Origin of the sequence: Flavobacterium humidisoli, from assembly GCF_023272795.1 — a bacterium.
In the GTDB taxonomy this organism is placed as follows: domain Bacteria; phylum Bacteroidota; class Bacteroidia; order Flavobacteriales; family Flavobacteriaceae; genus Flavobacterium; species Flavobacterium humidisoli.
Window position 1 is genome coordinate 2,481,834 of record NZ_CP096829.1, and the last position, 16,593, is coordinate 2,498,426.

Annotated in this window: 5 protein-coding genes; all 5 read left to right on the forward strand. The window is 35.6% G+C overall.

The window, feature by feature from the left end:
• The 5 genes from M0M44_RS10965 to M0M44_RS10985 all read left to right on the forward strand — a co-directional run bounded on the left by M0M44_RS10965 (position 1) and on the right by M0M44_RS10985 (position 16,200).
• A complete protein-coding gene (locus M0M44_RS10965) occupies positions 1-2,670 on the forward strand; it encodes a PorP/SprF family type IX secretion system membrane protein (protein ID WP_248729784.1) in 2,670 nt (889 codons plus the stop codon).
• Between the two features lie 104 nt (positions 2,671-2,774).
• Positions 2,775-11,642, forward strand: coding sequence for a T9SS type B sorting domain-containing protein (locus M0M44_RS10970; RefSeq protein ID WP_248729785.1), 8,868 nt, complete (start codon positions 2,775-2,777; stop codon positions 11,640-11,642).
• 42 nt (positions 11,643-11,684) lie between these two features.
• On the forward strand, positions 11,685-12,656 hold the full coding sequence (locus M0M44_RS10975; RefSeq protein ID WP_248729786.1) for a PorP/SprF family type IX secretion system membrane protein: 972 nt from the start codon (positions 11,685-11,687) through the stop codon (positions 12,654-12,656).
• A 1,622-nt stretch (positions 12,657-14,278) separates the two neighbouring features.
• Complete coding sequence (locus M0M44_RS10980; protein WP_248729787.1) at positions 14,279-14,719, forward strand: hypothetical protein; 441 nt, start codon at positions 14,279-14,281, stop codon at positions 14,717-14,719.
• A 647-nt stretch (positions 14,720-15,366) separates the two neighbouring features.
• The gene (locus M0M44_RS10985) at positions 15,367-16,200 is read left to right on the forward strand and encodes a helix-turn-helix transcriptional regulator (RefSeq protein WP_248729788.1); all 834 of its coding nucleotides are present in this window, start codon (positions 15,367-15,369) and stop codon (positions 16,198-16,200) included.
• The last annotated feature ends 393 nt before the right edge of the window (positions 16,201-16,593 follow it).

Sequence of the window (16,593 nt, forward strand, 5' to 3'; positions counted from 1 at the left end):
ATGAGAAAATTGTTACTATTTATAGTTTTATTCTGCAATTTTTCAAATATAGCGAATTGTCAAAGTAAATCTGATGTTGAAGCTGTTTCTCTTTCATTGCCTATTAGAAATTCTTTAAAATTTAACAGGAATTTAATTAATCCAACTTTTAGTTTTGTGCGTGAAACAAATTCCTCTGTTAGTTTTTACAGTAAGAAGCAATGGGTGCAGTTTGAGAATGCCCCAAGTACTTATTTGATGAATTATTCAAGCCGTGTCCGAGAAAACGAAGCATTTGCTGTTGGTATATTTCAGCAAAATTACGGACTGATGACAATTTTTGGAGGAATAATGAATTTCGCACATAACATTGTTTTAAATCAAGGCAATAATTTAACTTTTGGATTAAATATGGCTGTTTATCAAAGCGGCTTAAATAAAGGAAAGATTGTATCTGATGATTCTGAGCTTCTAAGTGCCAATTATACTTCAAATTTTTTACTAGGCTTAAATCCAGGGATTAACTATGGAACTGAGTTTCTTGATCTAGGGCTATCGATTAATAATCTGGTTCTCTATAATTTCGGAGGAGGCATTATAAAAGAGGATCCCGAAAAAGCTATTGAGCTTCATGCTATGTATACAGGATATCTGTATGGTAATGGTTTTTTTGGTGACAGTAAATTTTCTGGATTTTTAAAAACAGAAATAAAAAAGGACAAAACAGTTATTTCTGGTCTTGCTATGCTTGCTTTAAAGCAAGGATTTTGGGCGCAAACAGGCTATAATACTTTATATGGGTTTTCTGCAGGATTGGGCATCAATTTGATGCCAGGTGTTGCTATTGAATATAACTTCGAAAGGGGAATGGGGCAGGTTGCCAACATGGGGGGATCGCATGAATTTGCTATTGCTTATAAATTCAAAAACAGCAATTATTATGAAGAAGATGAAAGTGCATTTATAGATCTTTCAAGGTCAAAAACTGTTAAAAAACACGTTGGAATTGAATCTAGCCCGGCTGGCGAAGAGATAGAAGTCTCAGAAAAATTACCTAAAGGCAATTCGAGTTCTACGGAATTTAGCGGCACTACAGCAGGAAATATGAAAGGAAATTTTGCAGCTAATAGCAGCGAGAAATTAGCAGCTGAAGATAAAGAAAAATTTGTAACCGATCCAAAAGGTCTAGCAGCCGAAGGTGACGCATTACAAAAAAAACTGGCAGCTGATTCAAAAGTAAAACCGGATGCAGAGGGTTTTAAATTAAAAGGGGCTTCCGATAAAGCTCAGCCTGAACACGCAGTCTCGCAGAAAAGGGCAGCTCAAAATGTGGAATTAGAAAAAAAATCTGCTGCTGATTCAAAAGTAAAGGCGGGTGCAGAGGGTTCTAAATTAAAAGGGGCTTCCGATAAAGCTCAGCCTGAACACGCAGTCTCGCAGAAAAGGGCAGCTCAAAATGTGGAATTAGAAAAAAAATCCGCTGCTGATTCAAAAGTAAAGGCGGGTGCAGAGGGCTTTAAATTAAAAGGGGCTTCCAATAAATCTCAGCCTGAACACGCAGTCTCGCAGAAAAGGGCAGCTCAAAATGTGGAATTAGAAAAAAAATCTGCTGCTGATTCAAAAGTAAAGGCGGGTGCAGATAGTTTACCTATAAAAGATAAAACCTATAAAGTTATAGAAAATGATAGGGGTAAAGAGTCAAAATTAATGGCCGGTTCTGAAGCTAAATCATTTAAAGTGGATATGCTGGAGAAAAAAACTTATGAAAATTCAAAACTTAAAAAGGATAAAGAACAATCGGAAAGCGGCGCCTCCCTTCTTGAAGATGAAGGAGTTAAAACTGTTAAAAATATTAGTCAATACAGTACAGATTTAAGTAAAAAACAGGAAGATTTATTATTACAGGTTCGGGAAAAGGTTATGGATAAACAAAGAGACCTGGATGACCTAAAACAGGAAAATCAATTAAGCGAAAAACAAATTTATAAAGAACCCAAAGCTTTTAAAAGCGTCACCGACGAGAACAATAAGCTAGAAGCTCTAATAGCGCAGCTTGATAAAGCGGAAATCACTCAAAAAGATCAGATAGCTAATTTAACCAATATGTATAATCAAAGGCTTAAAAAAGCTGGAAATGGAAAAGATTCTTTGGACATGTTTTATCTTGAAAAGATAAATGGGCTAAAGGCAGCGCAATTAAAAATTCAAGACGAAAAAACGGGCTTAATTTTGAATTTAGAAAACATTAAGCAAGCAACTGAAATCGAAAAGAAAAATAGAATTAAACGAGCAGTTTACCAGAATGATCAGAATAGGTATGCCCAGGACGTTGCTACCCTAAAGTCTATTAAGGAAACAACAAAAAGTAGCAGTACGCCATTAACGCCAAAAGATTTTGATTTTGGGGAGAGTCAGACGAACATGCAAGTATTTAAAAATATAAAAAATTACCAGCAGGGCTATTATCTGGTTATGGCTGTTCATAGCAGTATTGAAAAAAGAGACAAATTTTTAATTAAAGCCTTCGCGGCAGGCTGCACAAATATTAATTTCTTTTATAACGTTCAGACTAGTCGCTATTATATATACTATCAGAGATTCGATGATTTAGATGAAGCAATTATGTATTTAGAGGCAAAGGAAGCGAAACCTTATAATGGCAAAATGGCAATTATCAAATTAGAAAATTAAAAAGTATTTTTTAAAGGGCAGAACGATAGTCAATTGCTGTAATACAGTAATGTATTTTAATAGACTATATAACTACCACACAAGACAAAGACAATAAGCAGGTTATGAAAAAGACGATTATTTTTAAATTATCCCTTATAGCAGGGCTGGTGCTAATTTGTATCTCATCTTATGCGCAATTAAGAAGAAGTTTTATACCCAGATACACAGATAGTCTGCATGATGATAGATCAGTTATCGAAAATAATATGCTGAATTGGGGTAATGGAAACCTTCAAGGGCCAAATATTTCTTATTATGTTGCCCAAGCGTATGAAAATTTTAACATAGGCTATGCTGATTATTTACAAATGACAAATAAAAACCCTGTTACAGGAGATAATATTAATCCTGCGACAGGAGAAGCTTATGCCTGCGTGCGTGATAATAAACCCTTTCCTAAGATATATTTATGCGGTTTGAATGATAAAAGGATAATAGATAGTAAAATTACTAATGCTAGCAGTATTCTTTGGCAGGAGACAAAAGATCTGCCGCCACCTGATACGCCAAATCCAGACAGTTGTCCATATGAAGGTGCACAAAACTGGACAACCATTGGAAACGGTCCTATATTTACCGCTGATAGGGCTGGTGTATATAGAGTCATAATTAAATATGACAATACTACGGTGGAAACGTACTATTTTAATGTGTATCAAAACCTGTTTGAGCCAAAAGCAGTAAAACAAGATATGATATGTAATTCTAAAGGAAAAATAACTGTTACAAATCCACCTGAAAATTCTGGTTACATTTACAGTTTGGATGGCATAAATTATCAAAGTTCGAATGTATTTAACGACCTTGGCAGTGGAGATTATAAAGTCTATATCAAACAAAGCCAATTGTCGGATAATACAATTTCAGCGTGTACGTTTTTCACTGATATTAGCATCTTAAAGTTTGATTTTGCCACAGCTATAGAAGCTACACACCCAGCGTGCAATAATGAAAAGGGAACAATAAAGGCTGTAGTTAATAATGTCCCTGGCGAGTATAATTTTATTCTGAGAAAAAAGGGAAGCATTTCAGAGATTCAGAACACGGGACTTATAGAAAATAATTATACTGTATTCCAAGGTGTTGATCCAGGGATATATGAGGTTGTGTTTTCGACAAATAATAATGGCTGCAGTGAGGTTAGGGAAATTGAGGTATTTGATTATCGTCTGACTGCTGCTGCTAATATCACAAAAGCACTTTCGGCTTGCAGTGATGGCGAAATTACGATAACTGTTAACGGGGGGACGCCCAGACCCGGTCCGCCTCCTTATTATATGTACTATATAAATGGAAGTCAAAATTATATTACAGACAATGTGATTCCTGTTAGTAGAGCTACACTTCCACGAGATGGTATCTATAATATTGTTGTTGTGGATGATATGGGATGCAAGGTAAGACTGGCTCCCATCCAAATTATTGAGATTCCAAAACCGACCGTTACGGCAACTCCTAAAATTGTTCCATGCGGTGATAATAAAAGCGGTGAAATTGATATTACAGTAGTTCCAGCAAATTCAGGATACTCTATCTCTTATAATGTTGATAATAAAGGGTTTGTCACCTCTCTACCGATTCTTAACTTAGCAGTAGGACTGCATTCTTTAGTAATCAAATACAGCTACAATGGTGTCGAATGTGCTGAAGATGTACGTAAAATATTTATTAGCGGTGAAGATGGCTCTTTAAGTGCATCTGCAGGAGTAGGTGAAATGTCAGGTTGCGGACCTGTGGGATTTGAGTCTCAGGGAAAAATTAGAATTACCAATGTTCAAGGCGGGGTTCCTCCTTATATGTACAGTTTTGATGATCAGATGTCATGGATAAATTCAAACGAGGCTTATGTGAACCCAGGGATATATACTGTTTATGTTAGGGATAGTAAAGGCTGCAGTTTTGGCATGTCGGATATTGTTTTAGAGGCAAGACCGGCTGATCCGACAATTGAATTAGATCCTATTAGCTATAATTGTGATGGTACTGGGAAAATTACTGCTAAAGTAAGAAATCCGGCAAACGGTAACTATACTTGCGAATATTATATTGACGGAAAAGCAAATTCTCCCATTACCAATAATGTTTTTACAGATGTTACTTCCGGTTCCCATGTCATAAGTGTTAAGTATAAGTTAGTTTCAGCGTTAACTTTCAGTAATTTATTGAGAGAAGATTTTGGAAGTGGGGAAGATACAAAATCACCTGGTATTAATGCCAATTATTGCTGGGAGAAGCAGGATTATATTGCTGAATGCGGTGTTGGGTTATGGCATGATTGGCTTTTAAATGATGGTGAATATGTAGTGACAAAAAAGATTCTTCCTGAACATGGACCTGATTTTGGCTGGATTATTCCTAAAGATCACAGTAGCGGTGGGATTAATAGCCAGGGGCGATATTTAGCCGTAAACGTTGGAGGTACAGTTGGAATAGGAGGTGTTTTATATAAAAAGAGAATAGTTGACATTATACCAAACCAGAATATTAAGGTTGAATTTTATGCTTTAAACCTATTGCGTAAAACTACATTAAAAGACGCCCCAAATCTTACTGTGGAATTACATCAAAATGGGGTTTTAGTGCCGGGAGCATCTTTAAATACTTCTGATATTATTCAAAACGAAAGCTGGAATTTAATTGATAATTTATCATTGAATCCAGGCAATAACACTGAACTAGATTTTGTAATTAGATCCAATAGTGATATCTGGGATGGCAACGATTTGGCAATTGACGATATTTTGGTATATCAGGTGCCTAAGTCCTGTTTATCTTCCAAAGAATTTGATGTGATAGTAAACAGTACTAAAGCCTTTAAAGCCCATCCTATTTTTGATGATGCAAGCTGCTATAATGCATCAGATGGTAAAATTACTATTTTTGCTGAAAATTTCGATTTAGTCAATGGATTTAAATATTCTATAGACAATGGTAAAACGTGGAATGATTCTAAGATTTCGCCAGTGATCATTTCGTCATTGGGCACAGGAAATTATACGGTTATAGTAAAAAATGACGATCAGGGGAGCTGTTTGATTACTATTAACGGAATAATAAAAGCGCCTTCTGAACTTTTGGTTTCCGCCGCTTTAGTCAGCCAGCATGATTGTAGCAATGGCGCATCCATTAAAGCAATAGCGAGCGGAGGGAAACCAAATTATAAATATGAGCTCCGTAAAAGCGATGGTACAGTTGTTGCCTCATTTCAGTTCTCAGACATATTTTATAATATCCCTGCCGGAGATTACTTCATTGTCGTTGAAGATGCTTCTTCATGCTCTTCAGTGGCTTCATATCCTATTTCGGTGACCGCTGCGTCCAAACCGATAGCATATTTAGACGCTAAATCAGATTTTTGTTACGATCCGATAGACAAGACAACGCTGGCTGTAAATGTTTTTGGAGGAAAATCCCCATATTATTACAGTATAGATAATGGTGCTTTCCAGCTCAATAATGAATTTAAAAATGTTGAACCTGGATTGCACAGCATTCGGGTAAAAGATTCAAATGGCTGTGAGGCAGATCAGATCAAGGATATTAAAATTTCTGATAAGTTAAAAGCAGACGCAAAAGTAACTAAAGATTTAGACTGCAGCTTATTTTCGAAAGCCGAAATTACGATTACTGCTTCAGAGGGTTATCCAGGATATAGCTATGAAGTATCTGATGATGGCGGAGGGTCATATAGGGCAATATATGGCAATGTTTTTGAAACAGATAAAGCAGGCAGTTATGTATTTAGGGTAACAGATTCAAAAGGATGCGTTTTTATAACTCTGCCTGCTGATATTAGCTTTTCAAACCTAACAGCTTCATATAATGCAAAGAGCCCTTACTGTCCAGATGATGCAAGCGGATCTGTAACGTTAAATGCGCTGAGCGGAGCTGCTCCATTTAAATACAGTTTCAATGGTGGAAATTTTATTGATATCAATGTCTTCGGTGGCTTGGATTCTGGAGTTTATCCTTATGCTGTCAGAGACAGCAGAAATTGTGAAGTGCAAGGAATGGCAGTTATAGAGGCGCCAGCAAAAATTGATGCAAAGATTCATACGGTAGGAATTTCTTGCAATCCAAACAGGCTAGGAAGAATTGAGGTCAATGTGGAACAAGGAGGGACAGCACCTTATAAATATTACTTATACAATAGTGGAATGCAGGAAATTGCTTCATACACTGAGAACGCTGCTGCTCAGACTCCTGTATATAATTTTTTAGGATTGGATTATGGCATTTATTATATTGCTGTGATAGACGCGAATGGTTGTGCATTTCGAAGTGAAAAAGTAAAAATTGAATCACCCCCTATTTTAGAAGCGGGTGCTGTTACCGCTGGTGCTGCCTGTAGGGATGGTATTTCCGTTGAATTGCTGGTGAAAAGCGGAAGCCCAAATTATACATTTTCAATTAAAGGGCAGAATGTTCAGTCAGGTCCAATTTCTACACCTTCATTTACGTTTGATAAGCTGGATCCAAATTCCACATACACTTTTGAGGTTGTAGATGGAAATGGATGTATATCTGATGTAGAGGTAATAACGCCTCGCATTTCTCCTATTGCAATAAATACTTTCGCTAATGATATCGATTGCTATCAAAATAACGATGGTGAGATATCTGGTGAGGTATTTAACTATGGCCCGACCGTTACGGGACTATATCTTGAAATTCGCGATAATCTCACTAATCTTCCTATTGCGCCGGCTCAGAATATGCAGCTGCTAAATCTGGATGGCAGCCCTGCTTCTTTTAAGTTTGAAAATTTAAAGGCGGGCAGCTATATAATTTATGCACAAGAATTAGATGGCCAGGAATGTTCTACAGCGGCTAGTTTTGAAATAAATCAACCAGATTCTCCTTTAAGCATAAGTATTGACAGTGTGCTGAATGCTAATTGCAATAGAGGGGCCTTAATTACAGTAATGGCTAGTGGAGGTAAGGCTCCATATGAATATGGAGCGATAGAGGCTCCCGGTGCTAATCCTTCTTCTTTTAATAGCAGTAATGTGATTGAAGTCCCCAATCCAGATAAAAAATGGAATATAGTAGTTAGAGATGCTAACGGTTGCGTAAAGGCAGTCGAATTAGATGTTATAAAAGATCCGCTGCCCTCTGGATTTAAAGCCTCCGTTACATCTCAATGCCCTGATGCTGAAGGGAATTTTCAAATTATTATAGATGATTCAGCTGCGTCAGGAATAGCGCCATTCGAATATAGTATAGGGGGAGGCTTCCAGGCTGATAAAATATTTAGAGTAAACGTAGCAGGAACTTATAATTTAACAGTAAAGGACAAGTTCGGCTGTACTTCTGTTTTTCAAGCAATTGTAGATGTTTTAAAGCCATTGGAGCTTGATGCTAAAATTGTCGGCCTTACAGGCTGTTCTGATGGAGATGGTATTTTGAGCGCTATGGCAAAGGGAGGATCTGGAAATTATATTTACTCAATTGATGCAAAAAACATAACCGCAACACCAGCTGTGTTTACAGGTTTATCCTCAGGCTCTCACCGAATAGCTGTGAAAGATCTTGTGACAGATTGCATAGCTGAGGTTGTTGTTGAGTTAAATGCCGCTACGCCTATTACAAAATTTGATGCTTCTTCTGTTTCAGTTACATGTACAGGAGGAAATGATGGTATAATTATAGCTAGTTTAGAGCAGGCAGGTGCAGGCATTAATGATAATCCTATCTATAGTTATAGCTTAAATAACGGTCCCGCACAGCAGAGCCCTTATTTTTTCGGCTTAATGGCAGGAAGCTATAAGGTTTCTGTAGAATCAGAAAGGGGCTGTTCAGCAGAAAAGGATGTGATTGTAGGCGAGCCAGCATTAATAGCAGTTCCAGATCCAACGATAACCCAATATAAATGCAGCACAGATAACAGCACTAATTTTGCAACTGTTGAGGTGAGAGATGTAAGGGGTGGCACTGGAATTTACAGCTATGAGTTTATAAGGGACAATAAAACAGTTTATAAAGGCCCAAAAAGCACCTATACAGAAATGGATTATGCAGGAGGTGCTTACCGTATAAATGTTTATGACAGCAATGGCTGCGTTGGTTCGGCACTAGGGACAAGCACTGTAGAGCCCTTCAATGCAATGGACGATATTGTAATTGATATAGATAAAGATATTACGTGCATCAGCAACCAGCAAGACATTACAATTACAGTTAAGGATAACATGGGGAGCAATCTTGCAGGCAAATTTGATTACATTGTAAAAGGCGCTAATGGAACCCTTTACGGGCCTATTAAAAATAATGACGGAAAATTTACTGGATTAGCTGTTGGCAATTATTTAATTACTGTATATGATTCAGCTACTGGCTGCACAATTCAGGATGTTCATTACATCTTTGAACCCAATACTTTTGATATTAAAGCGATGCCGGTTAAAAATAAAATCTGCTATGGAAGCTCCGATGGGATTATAGAGTTAATGTTTGTTAATAATCAGGCTAAGCAAATAGATGCAGGTCCATTTAGCTATACAATTACGGGCCCCGTTTTTATTTCAGACACAACGGCCGGCGGAGGGCCGGTTAGGATTTCAGATCTGGCGGCAGGGCAGTATAATGTTATTGCTAAATTGATCAATAAACCGGAATGCACCGTACAGACTGTTTTTACAATAGACCAGCCAGTGGCGCAATTGGCAATTAAAAAAGCATATTCCGAAATCACTTGCGCTGCAGGCAATAATGATGGGGTTATTATTGTTGCAGCCAGCGGGGGGGCGTCCGGAGAGTATTTATACGAATTGAGGTCTAAAACTGCCGTTATAAAGCCTTATAGCGATTCTCAGATTTTTGAAAATCTTACTGCTGGAAATTATACCGTTTATGTTAAAGACGGTTTTGGCTGTGAGGCATTTGTTGATGTTTTATTAACTAATCCATCACCTGTTAATATACAAATCAGTGCAACACCAATGCTTAAATGTTATGGCGCAGTTGATGGGGTAGTCAGTATTGATGCCGTTACAGGAGGTTCGGGCAGTTATACATATACTTTGCACGGAGTATTGAGTGACGGCACCTTTATAGTTGAGCAGTCCCAAGGAGGCAGCAAATTTACGGGACTAGGGGCTGGAAGTTATTATGTGTCTGTAAGTGATACTTGGAATTGCAGCTCTAATTCAAATACTGTTGTTATCAATCAGCCAATGAAAGTGAAAGGAACATTGACCATTAGGTACACTGAGAGTTGTAAAAGAAAACCATCTGTTAAGCTTACATTTGAAGGAGGTGCGGCACCGTATTACTATAGCCAAAATGGTACTGACTATTTTGGACCAGTTAATAGCTCGTTTGTTGATATTGATTTGCTTGGGACAACTTCTAAAGCTGAGTACAAATATTTTATAAAAGATGCGAATGGATGTAATAGCTCGGTATCCAATAGTATTTCATTTTTGCCAATTCCTGCTTTGGATTTCGATAGCCTCACTAAATTTGATATAGGATGCCAGGGGAGTGCCACAGGTTCAATATCAGTAAAAGCAAAAGGAGGTTTGGGGAATTATATTTATACGCTGCAGAATAGCCAGGGAGTAGACATACTGCCTTCGCCAGTACAGAATTCTCCTGGTATTTTTACATACCTTCCCAAGGGCAGGTATATAGTAAAAGTCACTAGTTTGGACTGTCAGGCTGTTTCAAAAATTATTGATTTAGATGAGCCATTAGAACCTTTAACTGCGGATGCTATTCCAATGAGTGTAACTTGCTATGGTTATAATAACGGAAAAATTACCATAAATGCGGCGGGCGGTACAGGTAATTATAAATATGCAATTGAACCTGAGTTTAAGCAGTTTTTTGATAAAAATAGTTTTGAAAACTTAAAAGCCGGATTATATGATATTCTTGTTCAGGATCAAAATGAATGCTATCTTCTTATTAAGGATGTTGAAGTAAAAGAATCAGATCCAATTTTAGTTTATGAAGTTTCAAATTCAATGATGCCGGAAATTTGTGCAGGAGATAGAGATGGCGCATTTAGCATTGAAATCAAGGGAGGCAAACTGCCTTACAAGGTGCGTCTTGATAGTGTAGATGGCATATATGTTCAAGGTACGGTAGATCAGAAGGTATTTGATTTCAGAAACCTTTCAGGGGGAGTTCATACGGTTTATGTCAGCGATGCTCTTGGATGTGTGACAGAGTTTGTTGAGGTAATGCCCTCGTCAGTAATTCTTGATCCAAGTGCAGAAATAAAATTTGACTGCGTGAATAATATCCTTACTAATATGGTTGCGGTTACGGTTGATAAAAGCATTTCAAATCTTGCAGATATTGATTTCCAGCTTGATGGCAAAGGAGCATACCAATCAAGCAATATCTTTAGAGATCTTGTTCCTGGAATACATTTTGTGACAGCAAGACATACAAATGGGTGTAAAGTGGCGACCGGCACTTTTGAGATCAAGGCATATGATCCATTAAAGCTTATTGTTAGTACAGCAAAGAAGCAGATGAATATAATAACAGTTGCCGCTACAGGTGGTTCACCTGTTTATGAATACAGTTTCAATGGGGAGCCCTTTACATATTCTAACACTTACAAAATCTACAGATCTGGAGACTACAGGGTTATTGTAAGAGATCAAAATGGATGCACAGATACACTTCTTGTGCCAATGAAATATATTGATGTTTGTATTGACGATTACTTTACTCCGAATGGAGACGGATTTTACGATACTTGGGGGCCTGGCTGCACAAATATATACGATAGGCTCGAATTTTCAATCTTTGACAGATATGGCCGCGTAATAGCTAAATATCATTATGGTGAAAAATGGGATGGGAAATACAGTGGCAAAGAATTGCCTTCTGGTGATTACTGGTATGTTCTGAAGCTAAATGACGAGAAAGATAACAGAGAATTTGTTGGACATTTCACTTTATACAGATAACGAAATAGCGCTCTTACACCGATCTTTAAAAAAAATGTTGCAATGAAAAAAATATTTGTATATTTAGCACTCCTAGCTGTAATTAAAAGTCACAGCCAAGAGTTAAACCTGCCGGTGTTTACCCAATATTTAGCTGATAACCCTTTTGTGCTTTCCCCTGCCTATGCGGGTATTGGAGACAATCTTAGAATTCGTGCAAATGGGCTAACGCAATGGGTTGGAATAAAAGATGCTCCCGAAAATCAATCATGTTATGCAGATTTTAGGGTCTTGAATCGTTCTGGAATAGGAATTTCAATTTATAATGATAAAAACGGTTTCACAAGACAGACAGGCGCCAAAGTTTCTTTTGCGCATCATATCATTTTAGACTATTATTCGGAACAGTATTTATCTTTTGGGCTTTCATATAATTTTAACAGCTTCCGCATTAATATAGATGAATTCAATAACACGATTGAACATCCTGTTTTTGATCCATCGGTTACCGATAATCGTTATACGGCAAATAATAATTTTGATGTTAGTGCTTTGTATCGTAACCGGAGGTTCTATTTGAGTTTTAACGCAAATAACATTTTAAAGAAAAACATAAATAAGTATAGGGCAGAGGAGCCAAATTTGCTTTCAAACTATCAGGTATATACCGGATATACTCTTAAGGATAGAGAAAACAGGCGCATTGAATATGAGCCATCACTATTTTATCAGTATTTTGCAAGCGATAAACGCTCTACCGCCGATCTTAACTTCAAGTACAGGCGCTATAACCGCTACGAAGATTATTATTGGATTGGAGTTTCATACCGGATGGTTAACGATCAATTTCTAAAGCCATTATCTGTAGGGCCAATGGCAGGTTTCATGAAGTCTAAATTTTATTTCGGGTATTCCTATCAGGTAATGTTCAATGATATTGGAAATTATAATACCGGTACGCATGTTGTTACTCTAGGGGCTGATTTCTTGCAGGCCATCAGCATTTGTCCATGTACGCAAAGTCCGGTCCACTAAATAAAAAGAGTTAATTTGTAGGGTTGATTATCCCTGTCTTTTCTTGTTAAACAGCACTTAAATTGCACTGTCCCAAAAGTTAGTCGTTTTTTTTCGGCATTTTTACTGAAAGAAAAGTCAAACACAGTTATCAATTCAAACTTGAGTGTGCGGTATTAGCGGTTAATAGGCATCATTCATGTGAGTGGGTATCTACTTATAAAGTTACAGCGGATCTAACATTTGCAAATAGGTTATTTTTGACAGGGATGGGAAGTGATAGTTTGCTATTACGAAAAAATCAGTTTTATACGATCGATTTTAAATTAAAAACTATTAAATCCTATACAGTTCAACCAATCAATTGAAACAAGAGATTATTGAGTATGCCGATTATTATAATATGAGCGTATAAAAATTTAATCTAAAAGAAATAAGACCGATGCAATATCGAGCTCATTATTATCAAGCTTAATTATAAATTTGTTTAGACTTTTGGATGCAGTTTAAATATAGATTTTTTTTTGTTAATATTTTTATTGTGGCCATGTAATTTTTTGGATATGGAAAAATCTGCTGGTTTATGAAAGCTGATTTTTCCGTATTTCAATAAAAAGACTATTCTCTTAAGGCTAGGTGCATGACGCTATCATTATTGCACATGCATTCCCGCATCTTCTTCTGCTGGATTTCATCTCTCTGTTTTTTTTAGACAGGTAATAATATAGGAATTATAAGCACGGCCAAAGAATTTACTGCTGGTTTTTGCTGGTTCTGTAGAAAAACTTCGGTTTGATCTGAATTAAATGGCATTTTTAGTCTTATGCTTTAAGCTTAAGTTTTTTAGTTTTTTTTCGTTCCATCAGGTCTATGTGCTAATTTATTGAGGAAACTTACGGTCTCAATTTTAATTAAAAAGCTAGCCAAAATAAAACAGCTGCAAATAAATTAATATTTATTCTGGGCAAATTCGCTATGGCAATAAAAGATCTGCGCCTTACCGCGGATTATTATAGAAATATAGCAAAAAACATAGCCCATATGGTGAACTTCGGAGATAATGCGGCTGCTGACAGTTTTTTTTTCAGATCTTAAAATTTGAATTGGCCTTGCGCCGTAAATTAATCTTTGGAGAGCGGATATACGTGAAATTCTGAAGACATTGAGATTTGACACAATAAAAAGAGGAAATTTGGTGTGACCTGTTAAATTATTCTTTATTGAACTGGTGAATTAGGGAAATGCGGATTAATTTTCCCCTGGCGTCCTTCTGCATCTCCAAATTAGTCCCGTATTCTCTTTTTTTGATTAATTAACGTACTTTTTTAGTGGGCAATATCCTAATTCAAGCAGGGTATCTTTGATACTTTTGCAGCTTGAAATGATGATGATTACGATGCATCATGAAAAGTTTCATTTTCTTAAAATGTCTTTGAAATGTTTATGGAATAAATAAATGTTGAAAAACAAATCATGTCTTTAAAATTTTCAAAATGAAATATGATGTATCAATATAAGTTTTTTTCTATTATATAGGTCTATATAGTGAATATTTAGAATTCTATTTAAAGTCTTTTTTTTGCCGGCTTTTTGAATCGTCCGAGATTGTTTTGTATATACAATTGATAATTTTTTCTTTTTTTATGATAAATGTTAAAAATAAATTACTTAAAAATAAATTACCTAAAAATAAATTACCTAAAAATAAATTATATGGTTCGTATTACGATAAATTAAAAAATTTCATGACTGAAGATGAATGGGTCTTGAAAAACATTTATGAGATTAACTATTTCGGACATGGGTTTGGGCATCTATATGAGTTTAAATTTATTGATGAAACATGGTTTGTGCGTCCAGTCTCAGATTACTATAGGGCAGAGAGTCATGCAAAACAGATTTTGTCTTATAGTTTTGCAAAAAACCGTGCCATGGCAGAGGTTCTGATGACGTTTTTAGATGAGAAAAAAGTTTTGTTTGAAAAGGAATGCGCCTTAAAGGGAATAAACGGCATACACAACCCATTTGATAAGAAGTTTAAGCTGCAGGTTTGCTCAATTATAGATTTGTTTGATTTGTCTTAATAGATATTTCAGGTTTCTTTTGGCCTTGATATTTGCATTTGAGTTTTTTTATCTGAAAGATTCGATAAGCTTTAATTTTTGAGCTTTATTGTTTTGGTGCTTTATTAAGGCATGAATAGCTTTAGATGAAATTTAATGAGGCAGCTGTGAAGTATTCACATTTGTTTTTGATTAAGCAGAGAGCATCCTTTTTAGTGGCTGAGCACTTTTAAATTCTATGAACTTCCATCAAGTGAAAGTTGCTTTATTACGGGGACTTGTTTCTATATATTGCATTTGAAATGCTTTAAAAAGAACAAAAAGGTGATTTTCTCATTTTTTAATGACTTAATTGAATTATGCAATTACAATATATATTTTTTTACTTTTATTTTCTGTTTTTTTTTATTTACGGATCTTATTTCCTTATTAAACAGAGGTTATTGGGCTATCGTTTTTTCGGACTTCTATGCTTTGTTTATGCTTATTCTTCATTTTTAAATTTTTTGTTAAGTTCAGGGCTGATTATCCGTGTGCCATTTCTGTTTCGAACGGCTTCGCCTTTCCAGTATTTAGTAGGGCCTTTAAGTTATTTTTTTATTATTTATACCTTAAATCCGGCGAGAAGAGCCAAAAGTTATGATTTATTTCATTTTTTGCCTTTTATATTGCATTTCTTAGAAATTTCCTCAATTATATTTCTTGAGAAAAAGCAGAAATTGGCCTTGATAAAGTCTGTTGCTGCAGGTCAGAATTTTGAACAAAATTTAGGCATATTCAGTAATGAATTTCATATTCTGCTTAAGTATCTCATATATTTATTCTACTGTTTGTTTAGTGCAAAGCTTCTGTTTCCATTTAAAAAGGTTAAAAGAAACGAATTTTTTATTAAGAACAAGTTGCTTTTTAAATGGCTGCTTTTTGATAACTATCTGAAGATAGTATTGATTATTATTTCTTTATTTTTAGTTGTTGAATATGATCATATTTTAAGTTTTGCTAAAGGTTTTAGCGGTTTGGTTTTTGGTCTTGAAATGGCTTTGAGCATACTTTTTCTGATATTTAATCCGAAATTGCTGATAGGTGTAAAATGGGTTTCAATTAATGTTGATGGCGAATCATTATCGGGAACTATTAATCGCAAAAATGATAAGAAGATTTTGCGTGACAGAATAATTTTAGAGAGATTGGATAAATATATGAAGACTAACGAACCGTACAAAAAAAAAATTACAATTAATGAGATTGCCCAGGCGGTTAATATATCACCAAATAAATTGGCTTATTTAATTCGAGAAAATTTTAATCAGTCTTTTGTTGATTACATTAATTCTTTCCGCTTGACTCATGTCGATGTTCTAATCTCGCAGAAAAAACATTTTAAATATTCATTTGAATATGTTGCCTTTGAAGCTGGCTTTAATTCCAAAAACGCATTTTATGTAGCCTTTAAAAAGCTTAGAAACTCAACACCCAAGAAATATTACGGTGATGAAAATTGAATATATAGCTGGAAACTGCAAGATTGCAAATTATTAATCAGTTGTTGCTGCAATGTAATTGTTTTGAAAATGCATAAAGTTTATTCTAATGCTGGAAGTGATTAGGTTTAATAGATGATATCATAACAATGCACTGTTATTTTATATTAGACCGCTTTAATTCGGAAACAGTTCCGATTATTCGGTTATATGAAGCCCTGTGAAAGATATGGCAGCTGGGCGGAATCAATTGAAGTTTTTTGTTTAATTAAATAAAACTGTAGAAATTTTATAAAAAAATCAGCTTTATTCCTTTTAGGATGCTGAAATTATTCTGCCTAAAATATGGCATTATCTTATGATGTCCAAGAGATGGCGGGTTTAGTTTTTAATTGGTTATTTGTCTTGTCTTCT

Bases quoted from the DNA above. Each gene is read 5' to 3' on its own strand.
- M0M44_RS10965 (WP_248729784.1), top strand. From the start codon at position 1: ATGAGAAAATTGTTACTATTTATAGTTTTATTCTGCAATTTTTCAAAT.
- M0M44_RS10970 (WP_248729785.1), top strand. From the start codon at position 2,775: ATGAAAAAGACGATTATTTTTAAATTATCCCTTATAGCAGGGCTGGTG.
- M0M44_RS10975 (WP_248729786.1), top strand. From the start codon at position 11,685: ATGAAAAAAATATTTGTATATTTAGCACTCCTAGCTGTAATTAAAAGT.
- M0M44_RS10980 (WP_248729787.1), top strand. From the start codon at position 14,279: ATGATAAATGTTAAAAATAAATTACTTAAAAATAAATTACCTAAAAAT.